The organism is Dermacoccus sp. PAMC28757 (genome assembly GCF_014302635.1).
Classification (GTDB): Bacteria; Actinomycetota; Actinomycetes; order Actinomycetales; family Dermatophilaceae; genus Dermacoccus; species Dermacoccus abyssi.
Map to the genome: position 1 here is coordinate 669,610 of NZ_CP060292.1, position 26,980 is coordinate 696,589.

Sequence of the window (26,980 nt, forward strand, 5' to 3'; positions counted from 1 at the left end):
GTGCCCCGGATCGCTCGGCGATTCCGGGGCACTCGTGCGTTCAGGAGCCCGGCGTCAGCGCAGCACGTGCGAGTGGGCGAGCACGAAGTTGCGTTCGTCGTAGCCGTACGCGCCGGCAACGGCCGAGAGGATGCCCGAGAGCGGGTCGTGCTCGTGGCGGATGACGACGAACTCGTCGACACGCGTCAGGGTCAGTCGCGGCCAGACGCCGAGGCTAGTGCCGCCGTCGATGGGGATGATGACCTGCGTCGAGCCGTTGCTCACGCGCAGTTCCGAGGCGGGTACAGGCATCGTGCCCTGCGTGCCGGTGGCGATGAGGACGCGGTTCATCGGCTGCGTGAGGTCGATCGTCAGGGTGTTGGCGCGGGCCGCCACGGTTGAACCGTCCTGCAGCGCCAGCAGGTCGAACCCGCGCTGACGCACGCGCCACTCGACCGTGAGGTAGCCGATGCCCGACGCCAGCCGGTCGAGCGCCACGACGCGGTGCAGTTTCACCGTGCGCCCGCCGACGACACTGATGCCCTGCGGCGGGCGCGACGGCCGGCGACGCGCAGGCACGACATCGACACTCTCGCGTCCACTGTTGTCCCGGGGCGCAGTCACCGCGTTGCTCGACGCAGGGGATGGCTCGCTGCCGCCCCACGACCCACCGAGGCTCTGCGCGGGCCCCGTGCTCGGTGCCTCCGCCTCGATCTCACCCGTCTCGACGCGCTCGCCCTGCTGACTGTCGGACAGATGCACCGGGCTCGGCTCCGCGCTGATGACGCGCAACCACGCGCCGTCAGGGTTGCCGAGCTGTGCGTCGGGGACGTCGCTCGGACGCGCGGACGCCTCGGGCGCCTGCGGAGGCACGGGGGCGGGCTGGGGCGACGGCGTGGGACGCGCCGCGTCACCCGAGTTGTAGCCAGGAGGGGGCTGCAGCGTCACAGCCGGCTCCCCGCCTGGTGCAGCGCGCCGTCGAGCCCGGCCTCGAAACCACGCGCCGAGACGTTGACGCGCCACCCGTCACCGTCTCGTACGACCTCGGCGACGGCGGCCGCCGTCACCGGACCGATGGCGCGCGCCAGGTTGTCCGTGCGCGCGATCTCGCGGCCGGACGCGTCGTCACGGAACGTGATCGACAGGTCGCTCACCTCGTCGAGGGTGCGCTTCGACGCGTTGGCTCGCGGGTGGACGAACGCAAGCACGACGACGCGCTCGACGTCCGCCGGCGCCGCGGCGAGGTCGACCTCGACCACGCCGTTCGATGCTCCCAGCCGCGTCGTCTCGTCCGGCGTGGCCGGCTGGTTCGAGTGGACGACGTGCTCGCGGCTCTCGACGCGGTCGCGCACGAGCGGCATGGCGGCCAGCCCGATGCGTTCCGACAGCGCCGTCTCGGTACCCGTGTTCCAGCGCACGTCGATCGACAGCACGCGCACACCCGCGTCAGGCCCGAGCGGGAGGCCGTCTCCGGGAGCCAGATTCGTCGTGTCAGCCATGTCCGAACTTCTCCTCGAGGAACGCGCCCTGGATCTCCAGGGCGTCACGGGCACTCTCGATCGAACGCTTCGCAGCCGACGCCGCGACGCCCTCGATCGTCGTCAGTTGCCGGATGAGCATGTCCTGCGCCCCGCTGACGCCGCGCGCGGCCAGGTAGGCGTTGATCGTGTCGGGCACGTGGGCACTCGCGGTGCGCTCCAACGTGACGAGCGTCTGCACGTCGAGCAACTTGGCCGACGGGTCGCCCACGACGTCCTCCAGGTGGTCGCCGATGAGCCGGCACAACACCATGGCCCGCCCGGGCACCTGACTGCCGAGCGAACGCAACCACCGCACGTACGGCACGAGCGCAGCACCGACGGCGTCGACGGTGCCGGGCGTCGGGCCGCTCGGGCGCTGCGGTTCGTCGCGCGAGAACCACCCCACGTCAAATCACCTCAGGAACGGCCCGGCAGCTGACCGCTGTTACGCGACTCGTTGCTCTCGATCTGCTCCTTGCGCGCACGCTCCATGTACGGCTCGGCGCGCTTGATCTGCGTCTGCAGCGACGAGATCGTCTGCGCCATCGAGTCGGTGGCGGCGGCGCGGTATGAGTCGATGGCGTCCATCGTGGCGAAGACGTTGGTGAACGCGTTCTCCAACTTCTCCACCTCGACGAGCGACTCGGTCGACTTCGCGTTGATCTCCGCACCCTGCGTGCGCAGCTGTTTGCTCGTGGCCTCGATCATGTTCGACGTGGTCGAGCGCAGTGCGTTGATCTGGTCGAGCACGAGCTTCTGGCGAGCCAGCGCCTCGGAGACAATGACGGCCGTGTACAGCGCGGCGACCGTGGTCGACTTCGCGCGGTCGACGGCCTGGATGAGCTGGTCGTTGTTCTGCAGCACGAGGCCGAGCGACATGTATCCCTGCGTCGCGACGGCGATCTCCGTCGCGAGGTCCTGACGACGCTGGCGCACCGTGAAGAGCACCTGCGACTTCATGGCGTCGGCCTTCTCCGTCTCGCCGCGCGCCTGCAGTTCGGCCACGCGCTGCTCGATCGCGCCGTCGAGCTGCGTCATCTTCTCGTCGAGTTCACGCAGACGCAGAAGCGCGTCCCACAGGCGCGTCTGCTCGAGCTGGATGCCCGCGTTGTCCTTGCGCAGGTCGTCCTGACCCGATTCGAGCGCGGCGATGATCGAGTTCAGGTGCGTCTGGCTCGACTGGTACTTCATGAAGTAGCGGTCGACCTTGTCGCCGCCCGGCAGCCACTTGAGCACCTTCTTCGCACCCTTGAGGTCGGCGCGGTGCGGGTCGAGGTCGGTGATCGTCTGGCGCAGTTCGACGAGGGTGTTGCCCACCTTCGTCTGCGACGAGTCCTTACCCGCGAGGGAGGGGCGCTGCAGGATCGAGTTGCTCACCTGCGTCGCCTTCATGGACTCCTCGCGGCCCATGTTGGTGATCTCCTTGAGCCGCGCGCGGAACTGCGGGTCGTTCGGGTCGATCTCCTCGAAGCGCGCGACCGTCTGCGTGGCCTCGGTGGTAGCCACCTGCTTGGCCTGCTCGTCGATGGGCACCATCGCCGCCGCCTTCTCCGGCTCGACGAGGTCCACGGCCTTCGGCGGCGCGAGCATCGTCTCGGGCTCGGGGGCCTGCTGGGCCTGGGGAGCCTGCTGAGGCTGTGCCTGGGGCCCGCCGTACTGCTGATTCGGATCCTGGTACGGCTGCTGTCCGGGGTTCGTCATCGTGCCTCTCCTGCGAAGGTTCAGGGCGATTGAAGGAGCTCGTCTTCGAGCCTAGTCCACCCACCCGACAACGAGCCTGTGGTGCGGGGCGTTCCCGCAGGTGGAGCGGTTGTCCCGGTTCGACGCGGCTGCGTGGGAGCGCACATACATCGTCGGACGATGGGGCTCAGGCGTGTCGGCGCTACGCTGGGTGTTCAAGAGCCCCCGCATGCCCTTTTCCCAGGGTCGGGTGTGCCCGGTTCGTGCCCGCTCCCCGGAAAGTGTTCTCCATGCTTCTCAAGACGTTCGGATGGTCGGTGGCCATCACGGTCGCCGGCCTCGTCGGCGGTTTCTTCCTCGGGGGAGTCTCCGGCCTGGCCATCGTCGCCATCCTCATCGTGCTCGAGGTCTCGCTCAGCTTCGACAACGCCGTCGTCAACGCGACGATCCTCAAGCGGATGAACGCGTTCTGGCAGAAGATCTTTCTCACGGTCGGCATCCTCATCGCCGTCTTCGGTATGCGCCTCGTGTTCCCGCTGCTCATCGTCTGCCTGACGGGTGGCGTCGGCCCGATGAAGGCCATCGACCTCGCCATCAAGGGCGGCGACCAGGAAACGCCCGGCACGTACGCCTACATGCTGCACGAGGCTCACCCGAGCATCGCGGCCTTCGGTGGTTCCTTCCTGCTCATGCTGTTCCTCAACTTCGTGTTCGAGGACCACAAGGTGAAGTGGCTGAAGCCCATCGAGCGTCCGCTCGCGAAGATCGGCAAGCTCGACCAGCTCTCCGTCGTCGTGGCGCTCCTCGTGCTCGTGCTCGCCTCGCAGTTCCTCGCCGAGGACGCAGGAACCGTCCTGTTCTCCGGCGTGCTCGGCGTCATGACGTACCTGCTCGTCGGTGGTTTGGGTGACCTGTTCGAGCAGCAGGGCCTGGCCGAACACGACGCCGCGGACGACGCCGACGAGGCAGAGGCCGACAGCAAGGAGAGCGCCGAGAACGGCAAGGACGAGAAGGATCTGCCCGGCGTCGGCAAGGCCGCGGGCAAGGCCGCGTTCTTCCTCTTCATGTACCTCGAGGTGCTCGACGCGTCGTTCTCGTTCGACGGTGTCATCGGCGCCTTCGCCATCAGCCAGGACATCTTCATCATCGCCGTCGGCCTCGGTGTCGGCGCCATGTGGATCCGTTCGCTCACGGTCCACCTCGTGCGTCAGGGCACGCTCGACGACTACGCCTACCTCGAGCACGGCGCCATGTGGGCCATCGGGGCGCTCGCGACGATCCTGTTCATCAGCATCAAGCACGAGGTGCCCGAGGTCATCACCGGCCTCATCGGCGTCGGTTTCATCGGTGCCGCCTTCCTCGCGTCGGTACGCCGCAACAAGCGGATTGCCGCCGAGGGTGGAGAGATCGAACACGTCCACGCCTGACGGATCTCGAGGCTGGTCAACGACGGCCGCACCCCAGATGGGGTGCGGCCGTCGGTGTTTCTGCAGTGAAATCGCTTGTGGCCAAACGGCCAACGCGCCGACGGTCGCTGACACACTTCACGACATGCTTTGGGGCTGGGTGGGTGCTGCGTTGTTCCTTGCGGGCGCCCTCGCCCTCACGACACGTCATGTCGTCCCGGAGGTCGTGGCACCCGGTTCGGAAGCGGCGCACGAGCGTCGACGCGACCGGGAGGCCCTGCTCGCGGTCGCTGCGCTCGTAGCCGCGGGGGGCATCGTCGGGCGCTGGTGGAACGAGGCGCCGGGTTTCGCCACGGCCCTGCTCCTCGTGCTGCCCCTCCTACTCGCGCTCACCCTCGTCGATCTCGACGAACACCGCCTGCCCAATCGCCTCACCCTGGCGTGCGTCGTCGTGACGACCTGTGGCCTCGCCCTCGCGACGCTGGCGACGTCGTCCGCCGGCTGGCTCGAAGCGCGGCGGGCGCTGGCCGGGGCAGCCTTGCTCGGGCTGTTCTACCTTGCGCTGGCCCTGCTCGGTGGTGGGCGTGGCATGGGCCTGGGAGACGTGAAGCTGGCCCCCTCCCTCGGTGGCCTGCTCGGTTGGGTCGGGTGGGAGACGTGGGCGGCGGGCGCGTTCGGCGCTTTCCTCCTCGGTGGCCTGTGGGGTGTTGTCCTCATGCTCCGGGGTCGAGGCCGGAGCGCGCGAATGCCCTTCGGGCCGTTCATGATCGGCGGCGCCTTGGCCGCGCTCTGCCTCGCCTGAGCGCAGCGAGGCACATCGCGGCCACCTGCGTCGCGCGTCGAGTTCACTCATCGCGGCGGACCGCGCTCACCCACCTCGATGAGGATCGATATCGCGGCACTCAGCGAACTGCCAGGGACTCGTCGTCGCGTTTTCGATATGTCGAGTCGATATATCTGCTAGAACTGTCGACGAGCGTTCACCCGCTCGCCATTTCCCGTCAGTGGCCGTTCTTGAAAGAATGAGCGTTCGCATCGGACGCGGGGATGGCCACGCCACCCGGCCAGACGAAGGAGAAGCGCATGTCACGCCGTGGCACAGTGCTCGAATTCGCTGTTCTCGGGCTGCTGCACGAAGCACCGCTGCACGGGTACGAGCTGCGCAAGCGACTCACCGGTGTGCTCGGTGCCTTCCGTGTCGTGAGCTACGGGTCGCTGTACCCGTGCCTCGCGAAGCTGTCGCGCAAGGGCCTCATCACCGAAAGCGCGTCGTTCGCGCCCGGGGGGCGTCGCCCGCGTATCACGTACGAGATCACGGACGAGGGCCGTGACGGCTTCGCCGATCAGTTGTCGCGCTCCGGCCCGGCTTCCTGGGACGACGACAACTTCGACGTGCATTTCGCCTTCTTCTCCCGCGCGAGCGCCGAGGTGCGCCTGCGCATCCTGGAGGGGCGACGCCTGCGTCTGCAGGAGCGTCTCGAACGCTCCCGCGAACAGGCGCGTGACAGTCGCAGTACGCGTGACTCCTACATCGCGGAGCTGTTCCGCCACGACGTGGAGTCCACGGAGCGTGAAGTGGGCTGGGTGAACGAACTCATCGAGATCGAGCGGAAGGCCGTTGCCGATCCGCGCCCGCTGTCCTCCGAGGTCTGACCACATTTCCTCTGGGGGCTCGTCCATCAGGAGTGAGTTCCATGGGTTCCATCCGCGTCGCCATCGTCGGCGTCGGCAACTGCGCCAGTTCGCTGGTTCAGGGCGTCGAGTACTACAAGAACGCTTCCCCGGACGCGCACGTGCCGGGTCTCATGCACGTGACGTTCGGTGACTACCACGTCGGTGACGTCGAGTTCGTCGCTGCGTTCGACGTCGACGCGAAGAAGGTCGGCTTCGACCTCTCCGAGGCGATCAACAACTCGGAGAACAACACGATCAAGATCGCCGACGTGCCGCCCACGGGCGTCACGGTGCAGCGCGGTCACACCCTCGACGGCGTCGGCAAGTACTACGCGCTGACGATCGACGAGTCGGACGCCGAGCCGGTCGACGTCGTCCAGGCGCTCAAGGACGCGAAGGTCGACGTCCTCGTCTCCTACCTGCCGGTCGGCTCGGAGACGGCCGACAAGTTCTACGCGCAGTGCGCGATCGACGCGGGCGTCGCCTTCGTCAACGCGCTGCCGGTCTTCATCGCCTCCGACCCGGAGTGGGCGAAGAAGTTCGAGGACGCCGGTGTGCCGATCATCGGTGACGACATCAAGAGCCAGGTCGGCGCGACGATCACGCACCGCGTCATGGCGAAGCTGTTCGAAGACCGCGGTGTCGCCCTCGACCGCACGTACCAGCTCAACGTCGGCGGCAACATGGACTTCAAGAACATGCTCGAGCGTGAGCGCCTCGAGTCGAAGAAGGTGTCGAAGACGCAGGCCGTGACGTCGAACCTCTCCGGTTCGCTCGCCGGCAAGATCGACGACAAGAACGTGCACATCGGCCCGTCCGACTATGTCGCGTGGCTCGACGACCGCAAGTGGGCGTACGTGCGCCTCGAGGGCCGCGCGTTCGGTGACGTGCCGCTCAACCTGGAGTACAAGCTCGAGGTGTGGGACTCGCCGAACTCGGCCGGCATCATCATCGACGCCATCCGCGCCGCGAAGATCGCCAAGGACCGTGGTGTCGGCGGCCCGCTGCTGTCGGCGTCGAGCTACCTCATGAAGAGCCCGCCCGAGCAGCGCGAGGACGGTGAGGGCCGCGCGAAGCTGGAGGCCTTCATCGCCGGCACCGAGGAGCGCTGACGAAGCATCGTGTGGTGCGCCTTCCGGCGTAGCGACTTCGCAGGCTCAGTCGCTGCGCTCGGTGCGGCGCATGTGCGCGAACGGAGGTAGGACCGCAGTGAAGCGAGGATCCTGCCGTAGTGAGCGTTGAGGAAGCGCTCCTAAAAAGGAGGAGCGCTGACGCGAGATTCTGTTGCCGATTCGCGCCGCAGAGTGCGCGAATCGACAGCAGATCGACCATCCCATCGACGGCGACGGTGTCCTCTCGCCTGGGGTCGGGCATCATCGACTGGTGAGTGACGAACGCACGAACGCCTCGTGGACCGGAGTGACCATCGATTGCGTCGACCCCGCGCGGCTGGCCCGATTCTGGAGTGACCTGCTGGGTCGGCCCCGAACGGCGGAGATGGACGCGCCCGGCTGGGCCAGCGTCGGCTCTCGGCACGATACCGCGCCACGCTTGACCTTCCAGGCGGTGCCGGAGGCTCGAGCGGGAAAGGTGAGGATCCATCTCGACGTCTCCGTCGGTGACGTCGAAGAGGCCCGTAGACGGATCGAGGCGCTAGGCGGTTCCTGGGCCGGCGTGCGTCACGACTATGACGAAGGGTCAGTGCTCACGATGTGCGACCCGGAGGGCAACGAGTTCTGCATCGTGAGCTATGCCGAACGGTGACGTGAGTCGGTCGACCCCGACAGCGGAAAGTGCTTCGACGAGGAGGTGCCTCGGGGATCGTTTCAGAAGTGGGCGCCGCCGAGTTCATGCGGATGAGGTACGGCGGCTACTCGCGCTGCCGGATCCGTGGTCGGCAGCACTCCCGCAGGAAGCGAGTTCCGGGGCCAGGGCGAGCCGGTGACGACCGGACCTGCTTTCCCAGGGCTTGGGGGCATGGCAGATGGCTGTGAATCGACTGAACCACTGGCCGCGCTGACGGTCCGCAAGCGGCACGAGCGCTGACCAACCCTCTCAACCGCCAGAAGGTGTGAGATCCTCCCTTCCGGCGCCCAAGCCCCGTGCTTGCGTGCAAGCGGAATCCTTCCGTTGAAGCGGCCATGGCGGCGCACTCTTCTCAGCGTGGTATCACGGCGATACCATCAGGACATGGCTATGACACTGCGGTTGACCGATGAACAGACCGAGGCTCTTCGTGCTGCCGCGGACCAGGACGGTCTCTCGATGCAGGCCGCCGCTGTGCGGGCGGTCGAGGAGTACTCCTTGCGTCGTCGCGAGCAGCGCGATCGTTTGCTGGAGCAGTTCTCCCGCGAGAACCGTGCCGTGCTCGACCGTCTGCGCGACTCGTGAGCGGCTTTCGCTTCCTCTCGATGGACGACTTCCTCGCCGCCAGCGAGGTAGCTCTCGAAGCCGTGCCTCAGATCCGCGACTGGGGGCTGGTGGACTCAGCGTTGAATCGACCGCGGGCCATTGTCTTCGGTGAAGACGTCTACCCCGGCCTGTTCTCGAAGGCCGCTGCGCTCTTGCACTCCCTCGTGACGAACCACGCGCTGGTCGACGGAAACAAGCGTTCGTCGCTCGGTGCGGTGTGGTTGTTCCTTGCCTTCAACGGTCAGCATCTCCAAGGAACCGACGACGACAGGTATCGACTCATCCTCGACGTCGCCGAGGGGCACCTGCGCGAGCTTGCCGACATCGCCGAGCGCCTCCAAGGCCTCTGTTCCCCTCTGAACGAGTAGAACTCCCGACGTCGGGAGTTCTGCCGCTGATCCCCTCCCACGGGGCTGCAAAACTCCCGACGTCGGGACTTCCGGCCGGAACCCCACGCCTGACCGCGCGAGGAACACGCACCGCTGATGGGAATGCTTCTCACCCCCGGTCGGCGTAGCGTAGCAAGCATGACGAACACCGTTGCCTGCTACCAGGCCGTTGCCGCCGACGCTCCTCTCGAGAAGGGCTCGCTCGAGCGCCGAGACCTGCGTCCCGACGACGTCCGCATCGAAATCGAGTTCGCCGGAATCTGCCACTCCGACATCCACACCGTGCGCGAGGAGTGGGGCAAGATCACCTTCCCGATGGTGACCGGCCACGAGATCATCGGTCGCGTCACCGAGGTCGGCTCCGACGTCACGAAGTTCACCGTCGGCGAGCGCGCCGGCGTCGGCTGCCTCGTCGACTCCTGCCGCGAGTGCGAGTGGTGCCTCGCCGGCGAGGAGAACAACTGCCCGAACTCCGTCGGCACCTACAACGGCATCGACCGCTTCGACGGCACGCCCACCGCCGGCGGCTACTCGACGCAGATCGTCGTCTCCGAAGCCTTCGCCATCCACATCCCCGAAAGCCTCGACGCCGCAGCCGCCACCCCGCTGCTGTGCGCCGGCATCACCACCTATTCGCCGCTTCGCACCTGGGGCGTCAAGGAAGGCTCCAAGGTCGCCGTCGTCGGGATGGGCGGGCTCGGCCACGTCGCCGTCAAGCTCGCCAAGGCCATGGGCGCCGACGTCACCGTCATCTCCCAGACCCGCTCCAAGGAAGAGGACGGACGCCGCTACGGCGCCACCGACTGGATCGCGACGACCGAAGACCCCGACGCCGTCAAGAAGCGTCGCGGCGAATTCGATGTCATCCTCAACACCGTGTCCGCACCCATCAACGTGCGCCACTACCTCGCCGCGCTGCGCCCCCACGGCGCCCTCGTCATGCTCGGCCTGCCCATGCACAACCTCGAGTTCAACGCGGCCAACGTCATCCTCGGCCGCAAGTCCGTGACCGGCTCCAACATCGGCGGCATCCGCGAAACGCAGGAAATGATCGACTTCTGCGCCGAGCACGACGTCACCGCCGAAATCGAACTCATCAACGCCGACACCATCAACGAGGCCTACGACCGCGTCGTCGGCTCCGACGTGAAGTACCGGTTCGTGATCGACGCCAAGACGTTTTGATTCTCCCTTGCCCCGTGTTCCGGCGGGCTCACTGACGGCGCTCGTAGGCTCGCGCCGTCAGTGAGCCCGCTCGGTTCGACAGGGCTTCGGGTCGCACGTTCCTCGTCGGTGCGGAGTCCGCTTCCAGCGTGGTGCCGTTGAGGGGGAGTGTTTCGGCTTCTTGACGTGGCCAGGGCGGCTCGGGGTCGGCAAATGGGGCTCCGGCGCCTTATCCGGTTCACTTATGGCGATCTGGCCGCGATATATCGCCGCCAGATCGAGATAACTGCACCGGAAGCGTCGCGGGCCTTCGCCCTCGCCTTTACGACAGGTTGCCCAGGCGCTGCAGGCGGCCGCGCAGCGAATCCTGACGCTCGGCGTTGCCCGGCAGCTCGACGAAGCGCTCCCGGAACCGAGCCAGCAGGTCGTCCTCGAGTCGGCGCACCGCACCGGGCGGGAAGCTGTAGCCCATCGCGCGGGACACCCGCTCGGACGAGACACCCTGCAACTCCACGCGCAGGTCGTGGATCGACTCGACACCGAGTTCCGTCAGCAAGTCGGCCGTGTCGACGTAGTGATCGACACGGGAGAAGCGCGAATCGGCATAGCGGCCCGCGAGGAACGACGCGAGCTCGCGCGGGTCGATGCGCCCACCGGCATCGTCGAAGTCGCGCTCACGCACCCCCGACGCCAAGGTGTCGCGGATGACCGAGAACTCCCGGTCGGCCAACTCGATGAGCCCTGCCGCCAGTGTGAAGCGGCGGTCCAGCTCCGAAGCGTGCTCGCTCGGCACCTCACCCTTGTACCGCGCGTCGTGCTCGAACTCGGCCCACGCGTGCTGCAGCACCGTGCGCAACTGCACCGAGACGCACTTCGACGCCTCGTACCCCGTCGCGTCGGTGTCGGTCGAGATCAGCATGTGACGACTCGCGTACCCGAACCGTCCCTCGCTCGCGGTTTCGCGTCCCATGTCGCGATCTTCGAGGACGGTGTAGTGGTCGCCGAGCAACTGGGCGACCGGCTCGATGTCGCTGAGCGTGTACGTCACGATGCGCACGCCCACCTGGTCGGTGATCTCGACGAGCGGGTCGAAATCGGTGTGACCCAGCTGCTCCGCGCGGCGAACCACCTTGGCGGAGAAGGACGCAGGAGATTTCGCGCGACCCGTCACCGACAGGTAGTTGATGCCGGCGTCGTCGACGATCGCGCGGATGCGGCGCACCGTTTCGTCGGTGCGCCGCACGGTACGAGGGTGACGGGACGCGTACGTCGCGTTCGCTCGCTGCAGTGACTTGCGGCTCATGGGGGAATCCAAACAGAAACGACCGACGGCTGTCGGGAGGTGCGGGTTTCGAATCGGTGGGAAGGCGATGTCGGAGACGGTCGGTACCCTGGAAGGTAATATCCGCGCGTGCTCCGAGGCTCGCGCCGCACGAAGCGAGGCAAGTACGTGGTCAATGAGTCGGGCCAGGGGCGCGGTAACGCGGGTGGTCGCCCCGCCGCCGGAGGCAGGAAGCCGCAGGCTTCTTCGAAGGGTTCCTCGAAGAGCGCTGCGGCCGGGTGGATCGCCTCCCGCCGCGCCAAGGCGTCCAAGCGCTCGATGCCGGTGCGCATCCTGCGCGGCGCTCTCATCGGCTTCGCCAGCCTGTTCCTGCTCGCCGTCCTGGCTTTCGTCGTTCTCTACATGGCCATCGACATTCCCAAGGCCAACGCGCAGGCCACCCAGTCCGTCTCTGTCGTCTACTACGCCGACGGCAAGACGGAGATGGGTCGTTTCACCACGACGAACCGCGATCCCGTTGCCATCGAGAAGGTGCCCGAGCACGTCCAGCGCGCCTTCATCGCTGCGGAGGACCGCAGCTTCTATTCGAACCGAGGCATCTCACCGAAGGGCATCGCCCGAGCGTTCATCAACAACTTCAAGGGTGAGGGAAGCGGCAGTCAGGGTGGTTCGACCCTGACGCAGCAGTACGTCAAGAACTACTTCCTCACCCAGGACAAGACGATTACCCGCAAGGTCAAAGAGGTCGTCATCAGCCTCAAGGTCGACCAGGAGATGAGCAAGAACCAGATCCTGGAGGCCTACCTCAACAACGTCTACTTCGGACGTGGCGCGTACGGCGTCCAGGCTGCGGCCAAGTCCTACTTCCACAAGGACGTCTCGAAGCTGACGCCGGTCGAGGGCGCCTTCCTCGCGTCGGTGGTCAACAACCCGGAGAACATGGATCCGACGGTCGGTCCCAACTCCGAGAAGCGCGCCAACGCGCGTATGGCGTACACGCTCAACGGCATGGTGAGCATGGGGTGGCTCTCGGAGGCGGAGCGCTCCAAGGCGACGATGCCCACGTTCTACAAGCGTGAGCCCGTCAAGTACGCCGACGGACCCGAGGGGTACGTCGTCGCATCGGTGCGTCAGGAGCTGTCGCGCAAGCTCAAGCTCTCGACCACCGACATCGACCGTGGCGGTCTGCGCATCACGACGACGATCGACAAGCGCACCCAGGACGCCGCCGTCCGCGCCGTCGAGGCCCACACGCCTGTCGTGTTGCAGGGCAAGTTGCACACGGGTCTCGTCGCGGAGAAGGCGAACAACGGTGCCGTCGTCGCCATGTACGGCGGAGCCGACTACGACCCCGTCAAGGCGCCCTACTCCGACGCCGACCGCTCGATGCTGCAGAGTGCCTCGACGATGAAGATCTACGCAGCCATCGCTGCGCTGCGCGACGGCAAGACCATCGACACGCGGTACAACGGCAACAACTACATGCGGCTCGGGCCGAACTCGTTCGTGCAGAACGACCACAACAAGTCGTACGGCTTCCAGCCGATCACGAACATGCTCGCGTACTCGATCAACACGGCGTTCGTGCGGCTCAACCAGGACATCGGCCCGGAGAAGACCCTCAAGGCCGCACAGGATTCGGGCATGCCTAAGACCCTCGGTGGCATGAACGACACCAAGGAGATCCTCAACGTCCTCGGTACCGGTGACAGCCGCGTCGTCGACCAGGCCACGGGCTACAACACGCTCAACTCCGGCGGAAAGCGCTACGACCGCTACCTCATCTCGAAGGTGCGTACGTACGACGAGAGCTACAGCTACGACGTGAAGGTCGAGGGCGAGCAGGCCTATGACAAGGGCATCGCCGACGACGTCACGTGGGCTCTGGGCAAGACCGGCGTCTACGGAACGGCCGCCGGCACGCAGTACCAGCTGAACCGTCCGTTGGCCGCGAAGACGGGTACCGCGACGGGTAACAAGTACATCTGGTTCAACGGATTCACGCCGGGCCAGCTCACGACCTCCGTCGGGATGTACTACAGCGAGGACGGACGCACGGCGAAGCCGATGCAGAACCTGCCCGGCATCCCGTCGGCGGACGTCTACGGCGCCGGCCTGCCTCGCAAGGTGTGGGTCGACTTCATGAAGGCCGCGCTCCAGGGCCAGGAGGTCACGAAGCTGCCGGAGCGCTCGTACTACAACCAAAACAAGCCGCAGACCCAGGATCCTCTGCCGAGCAGCACCTACGTGCCCCCGTCAACGGCACCGACGCCCTACCCGGAGCGCAGCACGTCCTCGACGTCGTCGCCCTCGCCGGAGACGAGCGACTCCCCGGAGTCGTCCTCGAGCAGCTCGAGCAAGCTGCCCAGTTCGTCGAGTTCGTCCCCGAGCCGTTCCTCGAGTACGTCGAGTCCCAGGCCGTCGACGCCGCGGCCAACGTCGAGTTCTCCGCCGAGCCCGACGCCGACACCGAGTGGTTCCCTCACCTCGGCTCCGTGACCTAGCGGCCACGCTCTAGGGTTGGGCCCATGAGTTCAGGTGCGCAGAGGAAGAGCATGCGTCCTCAGCGTGTGCCGCGGCGCGCCGCGATGCCCTCGCGCACCGACTCCGTCGTCGCAGCGGCTTCGCACGTCATCGGAGGCCCGCTCGGGCGTCACGCCGTGCCGGGGGTGCGCGGATGGCGGCCCGCTGCGGCGGTTCTGTCGGCCCTCAGCTCGGTCTTCGTCGCGCTGGGCGTGCTCCAGAAGAACCACTGTGTCTCGACGGGCTGGGCCACGCCCGGATCGTTGTGGCGCGCCTGTTACTCGGATCTCCCCGTGGCCGTTGCGGGTGACGCAGGCAGCACGCCGTGGTCGTCACCGGGGAGTGCGGGGCAGCCACCGCTGACCGCGGCCATCACCTGGATCGTGAGGATCCTCGTGCCCGGTGGTTCGCAGCTGCGTCTGCAGCAGGGCATGTTCGCCTGGGGCGCAGCGCTCATCGCCCTGCTCATCGCCCTCGCCGTCTGCTTCACCGCGGCGTCGCTGCCGAAGGGACCGTGGGCTGCTGCGCACGTTGCCCTCTCGCCCGTCCTCATCACGACGGCTCTCATCTCGTTCGACGCGTTCGCCGTGCTGCTCGTTGCGGCCGGGCTGTGGGCCTGGAGCCGCAACCGGGCGGCGCTGAGTGGCGGGTTGCTCGCCGCAGCGCTTCTCACCAGGCCCGCGTTGGGCACCGTGTTGCTCGCCGTCATCCTCGTGGCTCTGGCTCGTCGGCGCACCCGCGATCTGGCCGGCGTTGCTCTCGGCGCAGCCGTGACGTTCGCCGTCGTCGGGGGTCTCATGCTGATCTCCGGAGCCAACCCGTTCGCGTCCTTCACGACGTGGAAGGCGCAGGGCGCGTCGTACGGCTCGCTGTGGCAGATCTTCTCGTTCGCAGGCTTCACACTCTCGCCCACGTCCCTGACGGCGCTCGCTGTCACCGGCTGGATCCTCGCCATCGGTCTCGGCTGGCTTCTCGCGAGCCGCGACGAGACGATGACGCCCGCGGCCGTCGCGCTGCTCATGCTCGTCGTCGTCATGCTCACCTCGCGGGCGCTGCCGGTGCAGGCTGCTCTGTGGGTGCTTCCGCTCGTCGCCCTGTGCGCGATTCGTTGGCGCGACCACCTCGCGTGGGCGGGAGCAGAGTTCGCCTACTTCGTCGTCGTGTGGGGTTTCATCGCGCGTTCCTCGAACTCGGCCAAGGCGCTGCCGCAGGAGTGGTTCGCGGTCTTCGTCGCCGTGCGGCTCATCGCCGTTCTCTTCCTCGTGCGAGCCTGCATCGACTCCGTGGCCGGCCCCGCCCGCCGGGCGAAGTGATCGCCGCCCGAGCCGACGCACCGACTCATGGGCAGTCGTCCACAGATTTCGTCCGTCGTGACGGCAACGGGTAGTCTTGAGAGGCTTACGCCCTCTTGTCCACAACCCGTGGACGCCACTTTCTTCCCGAAAGCGCTCACGACGAGCACGATCGGGCCAGGAGGCGGTGAGGGCGAGCAACGCTGCAACCCTCCTGTCACGGAGAGACCGTGACCGCTTTAGACCAAAGGAGGTGGGTTACCGCATGCGTCACTACGAGATGATGATCATCCTCGACGGCGAGCTCGACGAGCGTACGGTCCAGCCCTCGCTGGAGAAGTTCCTCACCGTCGTCACGAAGGACGGTGGCACCGTCGACAACGTCGACACCTGGGGCCGTCGTCGCATGGCGTACGACATCAAGAAGAAGTCCGAAGGCATCTACGTCGTGGTCGACTTCACGTCCACCCCGGCCACCGCCGCAGAGCTTGACCGCCAGCTGGGCCTCAACGAGTCCATCCTGCGCACCAAGGTCCTGCGCAAGGACGCCTGAGAACTCCCCACACTTAAGTAGGAGGAACCACCCATGGCTGCAGGCGACGTCAACATCACCGTGATCGGCAACCTCACCGCCGACCCCGAGCTTCGGTACACGCCGAACGGGGCAGCGGTCGCCAACTTCACCGTGGCCTCGACCCCCCGCCAGTTCGACCGTCAGTCGAACGAGTGGAAGGACGGCGAGACCCTCTTCATGCGTTGCTCCATCTGGCGTGAAGCGGCGGAGAACGTCTCCGAGTCCCTGCAGCGCGGCACTCGGGTCGTCGTCACCGGCCGACTGAAGTCTCGTTCGTACGAGACGAAGGAAGGCGAGAAGCGCACGACGACCGAGCTCGAGGTCGACGAGATCGGCCCCTCGCTGCGTTACGCCACGGCGAAGGTCAACAAGACCCAGCGCTCCGGTGGCCCCGGCGGCGGCTTCGGAGGAGGCCAGGGGGGCGGCAACGTCTCCCAGGGCAACTTCGGCGGCCAGCAGGGCGGCAACGGTGGTGGTTTCGGTGGCGGCCAGCAGGGCGGCAACTTCGGTGGCAGCCCCAACGACGACCCGTGGGCAACCGGTGGCAACACCGGCGGCCAGCAGGGTGGTCAGGGCAACGCCGGCGGTCAGCAGGGCGGCAATGGTGGCTGGTCCACCGGCCCGTCCTACGACGAGCCCCCGTTCTGATCGGCTCCTCCTCACACCGGTCGTGATTCGTCACGACCCACCTCGCACCGGCCGACGGCCGAGGCGAAACAAGACACTCGCTATCCCGAGTCACCCACTCGGGCTCTCATAGAAGGAGAGCACCACGATGGCAAAGCCCGTTGTGCGTAAGCCCAAGAAGAAGGCCAACCCGCTGAAGGCGGCGAAGGTCGAGAACATCGACTACAAGGACGCAGCCCTGCTGCGCAAGTTCATCTCCGACCGCGGCAAGATCCGTGCGCGTCGCGTCACGGGCGTCTCCGTCCAGGAGCAGCGCCTCATCGCCAACGCCGTCAAGAACGCCCGCGAGATGGCCCTGCTGCCGTACTCGAGCTCGGCTCGCTGATCAGGCGGAAAGGAACACCATCATGAAGGTCATCCTGACGCACGAGGTTTCCAAGCTCGGCACGGCCGGTGACGTCGTCGACGTCAAGCCCGGCTTCGCCCGCAACTACCTCCTGCCGAACAACCTCGCCACCGATTGGACGAAGGGCGGCCAGAAGCAGGTCGACTCCATCCAGAAGGCTCGCGAGTCCCGCGCCGTCAAGACGCTCGAAGAGGCTCAGTCCATCAAGGGCAACCTCGAGAACGCCAAGGTGACGCTGAAGGCGCGCTCCGGTGAGAACGGTCGCCTCTTCGGCGCCGTGACCACGCACGAGATCGCCGACGCCATCAAGGAAGCCGGCGCCGGCTCCGTCGACAAGCGCAAGATCGAGATCACCACCCCGATCCGCTCGCTCGGCGACCACAGCGTCCTCGTCCGCCTCCACCCGGAGGTTCAGGCGACGGTCAAGCTGAACGTCGCGCGCGCCTGACGCGTTCGCGTAGACCACGCAGAAGCTCCCACCCTCCTTGAGAGGGTGGGAGCTTCCGCATGTCGTGGGGAGAACTGTCCTCGACGAGGTTCGATCTGGCGGACGCATGACGAAGGCCCCGGTACATCCTCCTCGGATGTCCACGGGGCCTTCGCCGTCACACTTCGAGGGCTGTCACAGGGGCGTCGCGAGGTGATCCCACATCGTCTTCGCGACGCGGTTGGCCACGCTCGTACCGATGGCCATCGTGGGGGTGCGCTGCAGGATGGCGAGCGTGTGGTTGCGTCCGTAGCCACCGACGTGGCCGACGCTGTTGATGCGCCACTGACCGTTGTAGGGCAGCCACCCGTTCTTGACCTGGGAGGTGCCGTACGTGCCGACACCCCAGCGCTGGCCGGAGGTCACCTGACCCATGAGCGTGCTGATGTAGCCGCGGTTGGTGCTGTTGAGCACCCGACCGAACCAGAAGATCTCGTCCATGAGCACCATCTGGTCGTAGGCGGACGTCGTCGTCAGGCCCCAGGCCTTGTTCGTCACCGTCTGGTACATGCGCAGCTTCGTGGCCATGGCCTGAACGGCCGGCGCGCCGCCGACGCTCTTCCACAGATTCGTCGCAGCGTTGTTGTCGCTGTAGCGGATCATGATGCTCGCCTGCGACTTCTCCCACGCCGTCAGGGCACGCCCGAGGCGCTGAGCGCGGTCACACACCGTGGCGAGGATGAGCACCTTGACGATGCTGGCGCACTCGTTGCGCACTCCCGCGCTGTACTGCCAGAACCGGCCGGAGCGGCGGTCGTAGACGGCGACCGACAGGGTTCCGGTCGTCGCCGCATCGATGGCGTAGATCTTGTCGCGAAGGCCCACGGTGGTGGCAGAGGCCTCAGCTGCGCCGACGAGACTCGGCAGCGCGAGAGCCGTGCCGACGCCACCGGCGCCCAGGACGACGCCTCGTCGAGTGTACCCCTTGGGGGTTTCATGATGCTTTCCGACGCGAGCCATGTGGCCTCCCGAACTTCTGTGGTGTGGCCCTCAGGGTACGTGCAGGCAAGCGTCGTTCTGTCGACTTCGGCATGTCGATTCGGTTACGGAACAGCCAGTTCCATCCACGCGTCCACGCGGCGGCGACGATCCAGCACGACGCAGCGAGCCGTCAGGTAGAGCGAGTAGCAAACCCACAGAGCGGTCAGCGGGGCCGCGACGTCCAGCCCCTCGAGCCACTCGTCGGCGAGCATGAGCACGCCCAGGGCCGGGAGGTAGGCGAGCAGGAGGGCGACCTGTGCCTTGGCGAGGAATGGGCCGTCTCCGGCCCCCATGAGGACGCCGTCGAGGACGAAGAGGACCCCCGCGACCGGTTGGACGAGGGCGATGACGACCAGGGCGCCCGTGGTCGCGCGCAACACCGAGGGGTCGTCGGAGAACAGGTGGGGCAGGGGCCACGCGGCGGCGAGTGTCAGCAGGCCCGCTGCGGCACCGCTGTACCAGCCCCAGCGGGTGATGACGGCCGAGAGCTCGCGCGTCTCGTCGTGGTCGCCGCGCCCGAGCGACTCCCCGATGAGTGCCTGCGCGGCGATGGCAATGGCATCGAGGGCGAAGGTGAGGAAGGTGAAGATCGTCATCGCGACCTGGTGCGCGGCCAGCGTCGTGGCACCGAACGTGCCGGCCGCCGCCGTCGTCAGCAGCAGGACGGCGCGCAGCGCCACCGTGCGCACGAGCAGCGGCGCGCCGAAGCGGGCAGCCGCCAGGACGCGGGCGGGATGGGGACGCAGGTCGAGGTGGCGGGTGCGGCGCACGATGGAGACAAGTAGCGCCAGGGCCATGAGCCACTGTGCGACCACCGTTCCCACGGCGGCACCGGCCAGCCCCCAGCCGACCACGAGGACGAGAAAGGCGTTGAGAGCGGCGTTGACCGCAAAACCGATGCCTGTCACCCACAGAGGCGTCTTCGTGTCCTGGAGGCCCCGGAGAAGGCCCTGTGCCGCGAGGGCGATGAGCATGGCCGGGATGCCGACGGAGCTGATCTGGAGGTAGGTCGTGGCTTGGTCGACCACGTCGGCCCCACCCGAGCCACTCATGGCGCGTGCTGCGGGACGGGCGAGGACTGCGGTGACGGCGGACAGCGGCAGGCCGAGAGCGAGGGCCAACCAGACACCGTCGAGGCCGGCCTGGACGGCGTCGTCCTGGTGGCCGCGGCCGAGGTGTCGTGCCACGACGGCGGTCGTCGCATAGGCGAGGAAGACGAAGATGCCGGTGGCGGTGAGGAGGATCGCGCTCGCGGCTCCGAGCGCGGCGAGCGCCGACGTTCCGAGGCGCCCCACGACGACCGAATCGGTGAGGAGAAACAGGGGCTCGGCGATCAGGGTGAAGAACGCAGGCACCGCGAGTCGAGCGATGGGGTGCGTCACACGGCTCCTAACGTCTCACGATGCGAGATGCACCACACATTTTTTCGCGGCGTGTCGGCGCGCCTTCCATGACGTTCGACCTGTATCTGATATTGGCCGAAATTCTGCAGAACCACGCACGATCGGGTGATTCACAGCGTCGTGCTTTTACGCGCATCCTGCTCGACGAGTCAAGCATTCACCCCTGCGTGTCGGCAACTTTCACTTTCTTCACAGGGTCCGGTCAGGCACAGTAAACGAGCACCTTTGCGAGCGGGGGCTGGCAGGGGTGTGGCAGTGACGTGCGCACGCACCCGACGTCCGAGACGTCGGGGGTGTGCACGTCGTGACGACTTCACCTAGGAAGGCTGCTCATTTGAGTACCCACGTTCCCTTGCACATGAGGCGGCGCCAACGCTCTACCTCTGCGCTGCCGCGCCTGACGGTCAAGCAAGCCGTCGGCGCCGGTGTTGCGCTCGCCATTCCGACGGGTGGCACGCTGATGGCGGCCGCGCCGGCGCTCGCCGCGCCCGGTGACGACACCACCAACGGCTCCGCCTCCACCCCCCGCCCGACGCTCTCGTACGGCTCGCGCGGCGCCGCCGTCAAGATCGTTCAGGCCCGCGTCGGTGTCACCGCCGACGGCATCTTCGGCCCCGCCACGCTGAGCGCGGTCAAGACGTTCCAGCGCGCCAACGGCCTCGTGCCGGACGGCATCGTGGGAGCGCGCACCTGGGCCAAGGTGGGCGGCTCGGCCGTCACGCCGACGCGTCCGACGACACCGACGCGCCCGACGACGCCCACCACGGGCACGACGACGCCCACGGTGCCGACGACCACGACCCCGGCCTGCTCGCCGACGTCGACGACGTTGCGCATGGGCAACTCGGGCCAGCTCGTCAAGGTGCTGCAGGACCGTCTCGGCCTGCCCACGGACGGTTGGTTCGGTGCCAACACGAAGGCCAAGGTGCTCGCCTTCCAGCGCGCAACCGGTCTGTACGCGGACGGCATCGTCGGCCCGCGCACGTGGACGAAGCTCGGATGCGTCGGCCCGAACGCCCCGCAGCCGACGACGCCGCCGGTGTCGACGCCGTCCGTGCCGAGTACTCCGGCCACGGGTACCGCGGCGCAGGTCATCGCCTTCGCCCAGACGTTCGCGGGAACGCCGTACGTGTGGGGCGGTTCGTCGCCTGCCGGCTTCGACTGCTCCGGTCTGACGAGCTACGTGTTCAAGAACTTCGGCTACTACATGCCGCGTACCGCGGCTCAGCAGCAGGCGTACTTCCCGCGTGTCTCCGACCCGCAGCCCGGTGACCTCGTCTTCTGGGGTTACCCGGCGTACCACGTCGGTATCTACGTGGGGAACGGCATGATGATCGACTCGCCGCAGCCGGGCGTTCCGGTTGCGATGCGCAAGGTCTACAGATCGCCGTCGGGGTACGCGCGCGTCATCAAGTAGGGATCACCAAAGCCTCCGCGGTGTGACGGGGATGGCGCTCGGATCGGTTCGGTACCGGCAGTGGGGAAGCTGACACGGTCGACGAGCTGAGCGCCGTCCCACATCGTGGACAAAATTGAAGAAGAAATTTTCTGTCGAACATTTTTTCGAAGAGCGAAAGGATGTTCGATTCGTGCTGCCCGAAAACGCGCACAATTCGCCCGAATTTCCCGTCATCACGGGCAGATCACGGCGGCTCTGAACGACACGCGTGTAATTTTTTCGGTGCTTTGAAGCGCTCATTCGGTGGGGCATCCTCGGTCATGTCACGCATTCAGCGTGGCCTCAGATCCCTGTGAGCGCGTTGTCGGCTTCGCCCGTGCGCTCCACGAACTCACGGAGTGCAGAAGCCATGACGAAGTACGTGCCCAAGCATCTCTCCTCGCATGCCGGCTACCTCGACTCGGCTCGTGTCGGTGCCGCAGCTGCGCGCAGTGGTCGTTCCGCCGTCGCGCTCGGTGTGAGTGCGGCCCTTCCGACCGGTGCGGCAGCCCTCATGGCGGCCCCCGCTCTCGCCGTCGAAGGCGACAAGGCCGCCGAGGCAGCTGCCGGTGACACCCCCAAGACGGTGGCGTTCGGCGCTCGTGGTGGTGACGTGACGCAGGTCCAGGCCCGCCTGGCGCTCGTGCGTGACGGCATCTACGGCCCCATCACGACCGCCGCGGTCAAGGACTTCCAGCGCGCCAACAACCTTTCCGTCGACGGTGTCGTCGGATCGAAGACCTGGTCCGTTCTCAACGCCACGTCGACGAAGCCCGCCTCGAAGCCGGGTTCGAAGGACTCGGTCGTCAACATCGGCGACGAGGGCGCCGTCGTGCGCGCGGTGCAGAAGAAGCTCGGCATCACGGCCGACGGTGTCTTCGGCCCGAAGACGCTCACCGCCGTCAAGGCGTTCCAGACCGACAAGGGCCTCGCCGTCGACGGCATTGTCGGCGTCCGCACGACCTACGCGCTCGCCAAGACGGATGCTGCTTCCGCCAAGAAGAGCACGCCCAAGAGCTCGTCGAAGAAGGTGGCCCGCAAGGCTGCTCGTCCGACGCTCGTGAGCCCGAACGCCCCCTACGAACTGCCGTTCCCGAGCGGTTACGCGGCGCCGATCTCGCAGGGCCCGTACGGCTCGGCCAGCCACTACAAGTGGAACGACAAGCACCACGTCGACTTCGCGGTGCCCGCAGGGACGCCCGTCGTCGCGTCGGCCTCCGGCGTCGTCATCATGGCGGAGTACAACACCGGCGGCGGCAACACCATCCTCATCCGCGACGCCTCCGGTCACGCGATGGAGTACGCGCACCTGTCGTCCATGAACGTCGTTCCCGGTCAGCGTGTCGTCCAGGGTCAGCAGATCGCTCGCTCGGGCAACACGGGCAACTCCACCGGCCCGCACCTGCACTGGGGCATCGTGGACGGACGCAACTTCGTGAGCATCAAGATCGCGGAGTCGAAGGAGCTCGGTACGTCGTACGTGCCCGGCACACTCGCGATGTCGCGCAACGGCTGACCCGCCGTGTGCTCACCGACGGGCGCCTCTTCCGACTGGGAGAGGCGCCCGTCGGCGTTCGCGAGCGTAGGGGTCGGGGCGTGTCGTTGAACAGTCGTGAACGTGAAGTCACCGGTGAGCAGTTGCGTCGTCACGTCGAGGTGCTCGGGGTGAGCGAGCAGGCGCTGGCAGCCTGGCTTGACCTCGAACCGCAGGCGGTGGAGGACACCGTTGCCATGCGGGGTGCGGATCCTGTCGTCGTGTGGCTCATGCGGGACGGGCTGGACGCGCTGGCGCGTCACCGCGGCGTGGACGCAGGTGGGTGGACGGTGTTGACGGACTCGTCCCGGCAAGCCGCGCAGCGCTGGTTCCGTCTGCGGGCGGTTCCACCGGTGGAGTCCTTCAAGGGGTGACGAAGGCCGCCGCAGCTTTACCGGTGGCCGGCTCCGACCCGGTGCTCCGAGCGCAGCGGCGTCGCCTCGGATTTCGGTCTGTGCCGGGTGGTTGCGTGTCGAAGCGTGCTGCACGGTCGGTTTCTTGATTTGGTGAGGGTGGCGTCTCGGTTCGTCAGCCCCCAACCGCTCGTCGCCGAAGGACGCAGGCTCGCTTCGCGGGTCGGCGTCCGGGTTCGGCGGCGAGCACCATCGCGAGCCGGGACGCCACCACGTCGCCTTCGCGTCCGGCAGGCCGATTTCACGTCGTGATTTCGCCCAGCCAGGTCGGGCGGACGGGGCCCGAACGGCTGTTGATCGTACGGTGAACGATCCCAACGCCTGTGGACGGCAATATTTCTTGTCGCACAGGACGGAAGAAATTTTCGTCCCCAGGCTGGGGACGAAGAATGCGCCGTCATGATGGGGTTTTCGTGAGGGTCGGTTCAATTCGTCCACAGGCTTGTCCCCGTGTTTCCCACAGGGGTGGACGGCGTTTCCAACACGTTGTGCACAACGTTGTCCACAGGCCGGTTGGTGAACGGACGGGGTTGCTCCGTACGGTTGTCGGTGCTGAGTGAGATGGTGCCTTCTGTGCCGCTCGAGGTGGCACCGACGGGCAGTGCGACGCGGCGAGTTCGCGCCGGGATGAGGAGTGGCGGCATGGCCGAGTTGGAGCCGTACGAGGCGCCGCCGGAGTTCGACGCACCCGGCGATGCGATGCCGCCCGGCAAGCTGCCGCCGCAGGATCTGCAGGCCGAGCAGAGCGTCATCGGCGGCATGATGTTGAGCAAGGACGCCATCGCCGACGTCATTGCAGAGGTAAAGGGCGTCGACTTCTACCGTCCGGCGCACGAGGTCGTCTTCGACGCCATCACCGACCTGTACGGGCGCGGCGAGCCGGTGGACGCCATCACCGTCGCCGACGAGCTGACGAAGCGCGGCGAACTCGGGCGCATCGGTGGGCAGGCGTACCTGCACCAGCTCATCTCGAGCGTGCCGACCGCGGCGAACGCCGGGTACTACGCGCAGATCGTCGCGGAGCGAGCGGTGCTGCGTCGCCTCGTCGACGCGGGTACGCGCATCGTGCAGATGGGCTATGGCGATGACGGCGGGGATGTCGAGGACATCGTCAACGCGGCGCAGGCAGAAGTTTATGCGGTCGCCGACAAGCGTGGCGGTGAGGACTACGTCCAGCTCGGTGACGTGCTGGAGCTGACGGTCGACGAGATCGAGCAGATTCAGGGTGGCGGGCAGGCGGCCGGCATCCTCACGGGCTTCGCCGACTTCGACGAACTGACGAACGGTCTGCACGCGGGCCAGATGATCGTCATCGCGGCGCGACCGGCGATGGGTAAGTCGACGTTGGGTATGGATTTCATCCGCAACGCGGCCATCCAGCACGGGCACTGCGCGGCGTTCTTCTCCCTGGAAATGGGGCGCACGGAGATCACCATGCGCATCCTGGCCGCCGAGGCGGGCATCCAGATGCAGAACATGCGCAAGGGCACGATGACCGACGACGAGTGGGTGAAGATCGCCACGACGATGGGGCGCATCAACGAGGCGCCGCTGTTCATCGACGACTCGCCGAACATGTCGCTCATGGAGATTCGCGCGAAGGCGCGCCGCCTCAAGCAGCGGCACAACCTGAAGATCCTGGCTATCGACTACCTGCAGCTCATGAGTTCGGGCAAGCGCGTCGAGTCGCGTCAGCAGGAGGTGTCGGAGTTCTCGCGTGCGCTCAAGCTGCTCGCGAAGGAGCTCGAGGTTCCGGTCATCGCGATTTCGCAGCTGAACCGTGGTCCGGAGCAGCGCACCGACAAGCGTCCACAGATGTCGGACCTGCGTGAATCGGGTTCGATCGAGCAGGACGCCGACATGGTCATCCTGCTCCACCGAGACGACTACTTCGACAAGGAATCGCAGCGCCCCGGCGAGGCCGACATCATCGTCGCCAAGCACCGTGCCGGCGCAACGAAGGACATCACCGTCGCCTTCCAGGGCCACCTGTCGCGCTTCAAGGACATGGGCGGCCAGAACTTCTGATTGTGTACGCCTACGACCAGACCTGTCGAGATGCAGCGAACATTGCACGGATGACCGACTTGCGCAATGTTCGGCCCTCTAGGACCGTTGGATCTCACGATACGAGCGTCGTAGTGAATCAATTCGTCACTGAGAACGGTTCTCCCTGCGCGTTTTTACGCGGTCGGTATTCAGAATCGCGCGGGATCACAGAGGGGCCGTGAGAACAGTTCTCAGCGCATGGGTTACTGGCCAGTGTTTGCTGTGGGTGGGCCAACCCTGTACCTGACCCCTCCGCTTCACGAGCTGAGACGTCGTGCTGGTTCACCTCCCGCGGGATCGACAGGATGCTGAGCAGATCCCCTTCACTCGCGGTGCCTAGCTGTACTGACCGGACACGTTGATCGAGACAGGCGGGTTTCGTCACTCTCTGATCGCGCGCGAGCGGTAGTGCGTGAGGGTCAGTCCGAGAAGGGCGCGTGCTTCACGGCTCAGGTGTGCTTGGTCGACGAAGCCGTAACGGACTGCGATATCGGCCAGTGCTTCATCCGGGTTCTCGCGGATCCATTCGGCCGCTTCTTGGAGGCGTCGGCGGCGGATCATGGTGTAGGGCGAGAGGCCCACGTACTTGGTGGTGAGGCGATTGACCGTCCGCGTCGAAACCCCCATGGCGCCAGCGAGGTCGTCCACCGTGGCGATGTGGGAGTCGGTGATGGCGAGGTCGGCCAGGCGGTTGGCTTGGTGAGCCTCATCGGTCAGCGGGCCCACGTGGCTCGTTAGCCACATCTCGACCGTTTCGATGACATTGGCGAGGTTGCCGTCTGACGCCTGGACTGCTTCATGGAGTTCGAGGGCGGCGACAGGGATGGAGTCGTCTCGGCAGGCGGCCGGCTGCCGAGTGAAGGCGGGCACTGCAGCCGGGCGTAGCAGGGCACCGAGCACCCAGCCCTGCCCAACCAGGACCTGTGTGGAGCCCCGCGTAGTGGGCCCCCAGAAGCGCACCTGATCCTTTTCGAAGGCGAGGTTGCTCGCGGGAAACGCCAGGAGCTCTTGCGATGAGTGTTGCCCCGGTGGGAGATCCCATGTGCTGGTCCACCACCAGACGACCAAGTCCTTGGCTGCTGGACCCGGTGGGATCCGGGTGAAATCGCGGGGAAGTTCCGCTGGAAACAACGGGCCCCGTCCACTGACGTCAGACGAGGCGGTCATGGCAGGAATCTACAAGACCACGCGCGTCAGCAGTCCCTAGCGTGCAGGTCATGACGACTGAACCAGTTGCCCCTGCCCATGGCGAGTACACCGACAACGGGCGCCCGAAGGGCTTCTCCAGCTTGACTCCGTTCATTGCGCTCGAGGATCCGAGGGCGGCGTTGGCGTTCTACACGGACGTGTTCGGCGCGCGCGTAGTGAGCTCGACCGAGATGGAGGGGGCAATCGTCCATGCCGAGCTCGACTTCGGTTGCGGTCGCCTCCAGGTGGGGGCCGCGCAGGAGGCCTATCACCTGCTGGCCCTGGACGCGGAGAGCGAAGACGCGCAGTTCTCCCTCGGCATCTATGTCGCTAACGTTGACAGCGTCGTCGAGACAGCAGTCGCCCGTGGCGCTGTGCTGCGCGAAGCTGTCGTGGGCTTCGTCTCCGGCGACCGCTACGGGAGCATCCGCGATCCGTTCGGGGTCCGATGGTCGGTGATGACGCGCGTCGAGGACCTCAGTGATGAGGAATCAGCTCGCCGGGTCGAGGCCTGGGCCGCGGAAATGAGCAACGAGAACAACTGATACCCCTGGCGGGT

At 66.7% G+C, this 26,980-nt stretch carries 27 protein-coding genes; 19 read left to right on the forward strand and 8 right to left on the reverse strand.

Annotated elements, in window-relative coordinates; translation table 11 throughout:
- Positions 1–54 precede the first annotated feature (54 nt).
- The 4 genes from H7F30_RS03230 to H7F30_RS03245 are packed head-to-tail and all read right to left on the reverse strand — an operon-like array spanning position 55 to position 3,200.
- The gene (locus tag H7F30_RS03230) at positions 55–927 is read right to left on the reverse strand and encodes a hypothetical protein (protein WP_187036667.1); all 873 of its coding nucleotides are present in this window, start codon (positions 925–927) and stop codon (positions 55–57) included.
- The gene (locus H7F30_RS03235; protein WP_187036670.1) at positions 924–1,478 is read right to left on the reverse strand and encodes a TerD family protein; all 555 of its coding nucleotides are present in this window, start codon (positions 1,476–1,478) and stop codon (positions 924–926) included. Before H7F30_RS03235 ends, H7F30_RS03230 begins: the two co-directional genes overlap by 4 nt.
- Positions 1,471–1,905 (reverse strand): hypothetical protein, encoded by a 435-nt coding sequence (locus tag H7F30_RS03240; protein WP_187036672.1) that lies wholly within the window; start codon positions 1,903–1,905, stop codon positions 1,471–1,473. Before H7F30_RS03240 ends, H7F30_RS03235 begins: the two co-directional genes overlap by 8 nt.
- An 11-nt stretch (positions 1,906–1,916) precedes the next feature.
- Entirely contained in the window at positions 1,917–3,200 is a 1,284-nt protein-coding gene (locus H7F30_RS03245) for a toxic anion resistance protein (RefSeq protein ID WP_227484742.1), read from the reverse strand.
- Positions 3,201–3,469: 269 nt separating this feature from the next.
- On the opposite strand from H7F30_RS03245, the gene H7F30_RS03250 reads away from it, so the two are divergent.
- From H7F30_RS03250 to H7F30_RS03285, 8 genes are all read left to right on the forward strand, one after another.
- Positions 3,470–4,606: a DUF475 domain-containing protein gene (locus tag H7F30_RS03250; RefSeq protein ID WP_187036674.1), complete on the forward strand. Its 1,137-nt coding sequence runs from the start codon at positions 3,470–3,472 to the stop codon at positions 4,604–4,606.
- A 124-nt stretch (positions 4,607–4,730) separates the two neighbouring features.
- A complete protein-coding gene (locus H7F30_RS03255; protein ID WP_187036676.1) occupies positions 4,731–5,387 on the forward strand; it encodes a prepilin peptidase in 657 nt (218 codons plus the stop codon).
- 245 nt (positions 5,388–5,632) lie between these two features.
- Entirely contained in the window at positions 5,633–6,238 is a 606-nt protein-coding gene (locus tag H7F30_RS03260) for a PadR family transcriptional regulator (protein ID WP_255464937.1), read from the forward strand.
- A 41-nt stretch (positions 6,239–6,279) separates the two neighbouring features.
- Complete coding sequence (locus H7F30_RS03265) at positions 6,280–7,371, forward strand: inositol-3-phosphate synthase (RefSeq protein ID WP_047310882.1); 1,092 nt, start codon at positions 6,280–6,282, stop codon at positions 7,369–7,371.
- A gap of 172 nt (positions 7,372–7,543) precedes the next feature.
- Positions 7,544–8,023 (forward strand): VOC family protein, encoded by a 480-nt coding sequence (locus H7F30_RS03270; protein ID WP_255464938.1) that lies wholly within the window; start codon positions 7,544–7,546, stop codon positions 8,021–8,023.
- 426 nt (positions 8,024–8,449) lie between these two features.
- Positions 8,450–8,650, forward strand: coding sequence for a hypothetical protein (locus tag H7F30_RS03275; RefSeq protein WP_047310884.1), 201 nt, complete (start codon positions 8,450–8,452; stop codon positions 8,648–8,650).
- The gene (locus tag H7F30_RS03280; RefSeq protein ID WP_241510981.1) at positions 8,647–9,039 is read left to right on the forward strand and encodes a type II toxin-antitoxin system death-on-curing family toxin; all 393 of its coding nucleotides are present in this window, start codon (positions 8,647–8,649) and stop codon (positions 9,037–9,039) included. The genes H7F30_RS03275 and H7F30_RS03280 overlap by 4 nt, the downstream gene beginning before the upstream one ends.
- Before the next feature lie 159 nt (positions 9,040–9,198).
- Positions 9,199–10,245 (forward strand): NAD(P)-dependent alcohol dehydrogenase, encoded by a 1,047-nt coding sequence (locus H7F30_RS03285; RefSeq protein ID WP_187036679.1) that lies wholly within the window; start codon positions 9,199–9,201, stop codon positions 10,243–10,245.
- Positions 10,246–10,546: 301 nt separating this feature from the next.
- Here H7F30_RS03285 and H7F30_RS03290 read toward each other — a convergent pair whose 3' ends face one another.
- On the reverse strand, positions 10,547–11,527 hold the full coding sequence (locus tag H7F30_RS03290; protein WP_118913975.1) for a GTP pyrophosphokinase family protein: 981 nt from the start codon (positions 11,525–11,527) through the stop codon (positions 10,547–10,549).
- Positions 11,528–11,635: 108 nt separating this feature from the next.
- Between H7F30_RS03290 and H7F30_RS03295 the strand changes: the two genes are divergently transcribed.
- The 6 genes from H7F30_RS03295 to rplI all read left to right on the forward strand — a co-directional run bounded on the left by H7F30_RS03295 (position 11,636) and on the right by rplI (position 17,376).
- A complete protein-coding gene (locus tag H7F30_RS03295; RefSeq protein ID WP_187036681.1) occupies positions 11,636–14,005 on the forward strand; it encodes a transglycosylase domain-containing protein in 2,370 nt (789 codons plus the stop codon).
- A gap of 56 nt (positions 14,006–14,061) precedes the next feature.
- The gene (locus H7F30_RS03300) at positions 14,062–15,342 is read left to right on the forward strand and encodes a hypothetical protein (protein ID WP_187036683.1); all 1,281 of its coding nucleotides are present in this window, start codon (positions 14,062–14,064) and stop codon (positions 15,340–15,342) included.
- Positions 15,343–15,586: 244 nt separating this feature from the next.
- Positions 15,587–15,874 (forward strand): 30S ribosomal protein S6, encoded by a 288-nt coding sequence (gene rpsF, locus H7F30_RS03305; protein WP_187036685.1) that lies wholly within the window; start codon positions 15,587–15,589, stop codon positions 15,872–15,874.
- Between the two features lie 33 nt (positions 15,875–15,907).
- The gene (locus H7F30_RS03310; RefSeq protein WP_047310888.1) at positions 15,908–16,543 is read left to right on the forward strand and encodes a single-stranded DNA-binding protein; all 636 of its coding nucleotides are present in this window, start codon (positions 15,908–15,910) and stop codon (positions 16,541–16,543) included.
- 127 nt (positions 16,544–16,670) lie between these two features.
- The gene (gene rpsR / locus H7F30_RS03315) at positions 16,671–16,907 is read left to right on the forward strand and encodes a 30S ribosomal protein S18 (protein ID WP_006944621.1); all 237 of its coding nucleotides are present in this window, start codon (positions 16,671–16,673) and stop codon (positions 16,905–16,907) included.
- A 22-nt stretch (positions 16,908–16,929) separates the two neighbouring features.
- On the forward strand, positions 16,930–17,376 hold the full coding sequence (gene rplI, locus H7F30_RS03320; protein WP_187036686.1) for a 50S ribosomal protein L9: 447 nt from the start codon (positions 16,930–16,932) through the stop codon (positions 17,374–17,376).
- Between the two features lie 174 nt (positions 17,377–17,550).
- On the opposite strand, the gene H7F30_RS03325 is transcribed toward rplI, so the two are convergent.
- Positions 17,551–18,375, reverse strand: coding sequence for a serine hydrolase (locus H7F30_RS03325; protein ID WP_187036688.1), 825 nt, complete (start codon positions 18,373–18,375; stop codon positions 17,551–17,553).
- Positions 18,376–18,458: 83 nt separating this feature from the next.
- Positions 18,459–19,778, reverse strand: a complete 1,320-nt coding sequence (locus tag H7F30_RS03330; protein ID WP_047310890.1) for an MATE family efflux transporter — start codon at positions 19,776–19,778, stop codon at positions 18,459–18,461.
- 355 nt (positions 19,779–20,133) lie between these two features.
- On the opposite strand from H7F30_RS03330, the gene H7F30_RS03335 reads away from it, so the two are divergent.
- The 4 genes from H7F30_RS03335 (at position 20,134) to dnaB (ending at position 25,212) form a co-directional block, all read left to right on the forward strand.
- Positions 20,134–21,216, forward strand: coding sequence for a peptidoglycan-binding protein (locus tag H7F30_RS03335; protein ID WP_222617840.1), 1,083 nt, complete (start codon positions 20,134–20,136; stop codon positions 21,214–21,216).
- Positions 21,217–21,607: 391 nt separating this feature from the next.
- Entirely contained in the window at positions 21,608–22,753 is a 1,146-nt protein-coding gene (locus tag H7F30_RS03340) for a peptidoglycan DD-metalloendopeptidase family protein (RefSeq protein ID WP_052946857.1), read from the forward strand.
- 80 nt (positions 22,754–22,833) lie between these two features.
- On the forward strand, positions 22,834–23,145 hold the full coding sequence (locus tag H7F30_RS03345; RefSeq protein WP_187036692.1) for a DUF2316 family protein: 312 nt from the start codon (positions 22,834–22,836) through the stop codon (positions 23,143–23,145).
- A gap of 681 nt (positions 23,146–23,826) precedes the next feature.
- Positions 23,827–25,212, forward strand: a complete 1,386-nt coding sequence (gene dnaB / locus H7F30_RS03350) for a replicative DNA helicase (RefSeq protein ID WP_187036694.1) — start codon at positions 23,827–23,829, stop codon at positions 25,210–25,212.
- A gap of 402 nt (positions 25,213–25,614) precedes the next feature.
- Here the strand turns inward: dnaB and H7F30_RS03355 are convergent, their stop codons facing one another.
- On the reverse strand, positions 25,615–26,400 hold the full coding sequence (locus H7F30_RS03355; protein ID WP_187036696.1) for a helix-turn-helix domain-containing protein: 786 nt from the start codon (positions 26,398–26,400) through the stop codon (positions 25,615–25,617).
- A 50-nt stretch (positions 26,401–26,450) separates the two neighbouring features.
- Between H7F30_RS03355 and H7F30_RS03360 the strand changes: the two genes are divergently transcribed.
- A complete protein-coding gene (locus tag H7F30_RS03360; RefSeq protein ID WP_144933180.1) occupies positions 26,451–26,966 on the forward strand; it encodes a glyoxalase/bleomycin resistance/extradiol dioxygenase family protein in 516 nt (171 codons plus the stop codon).
- Positions 26,967–26,980 lie beyond the last annotated feature (14 nt).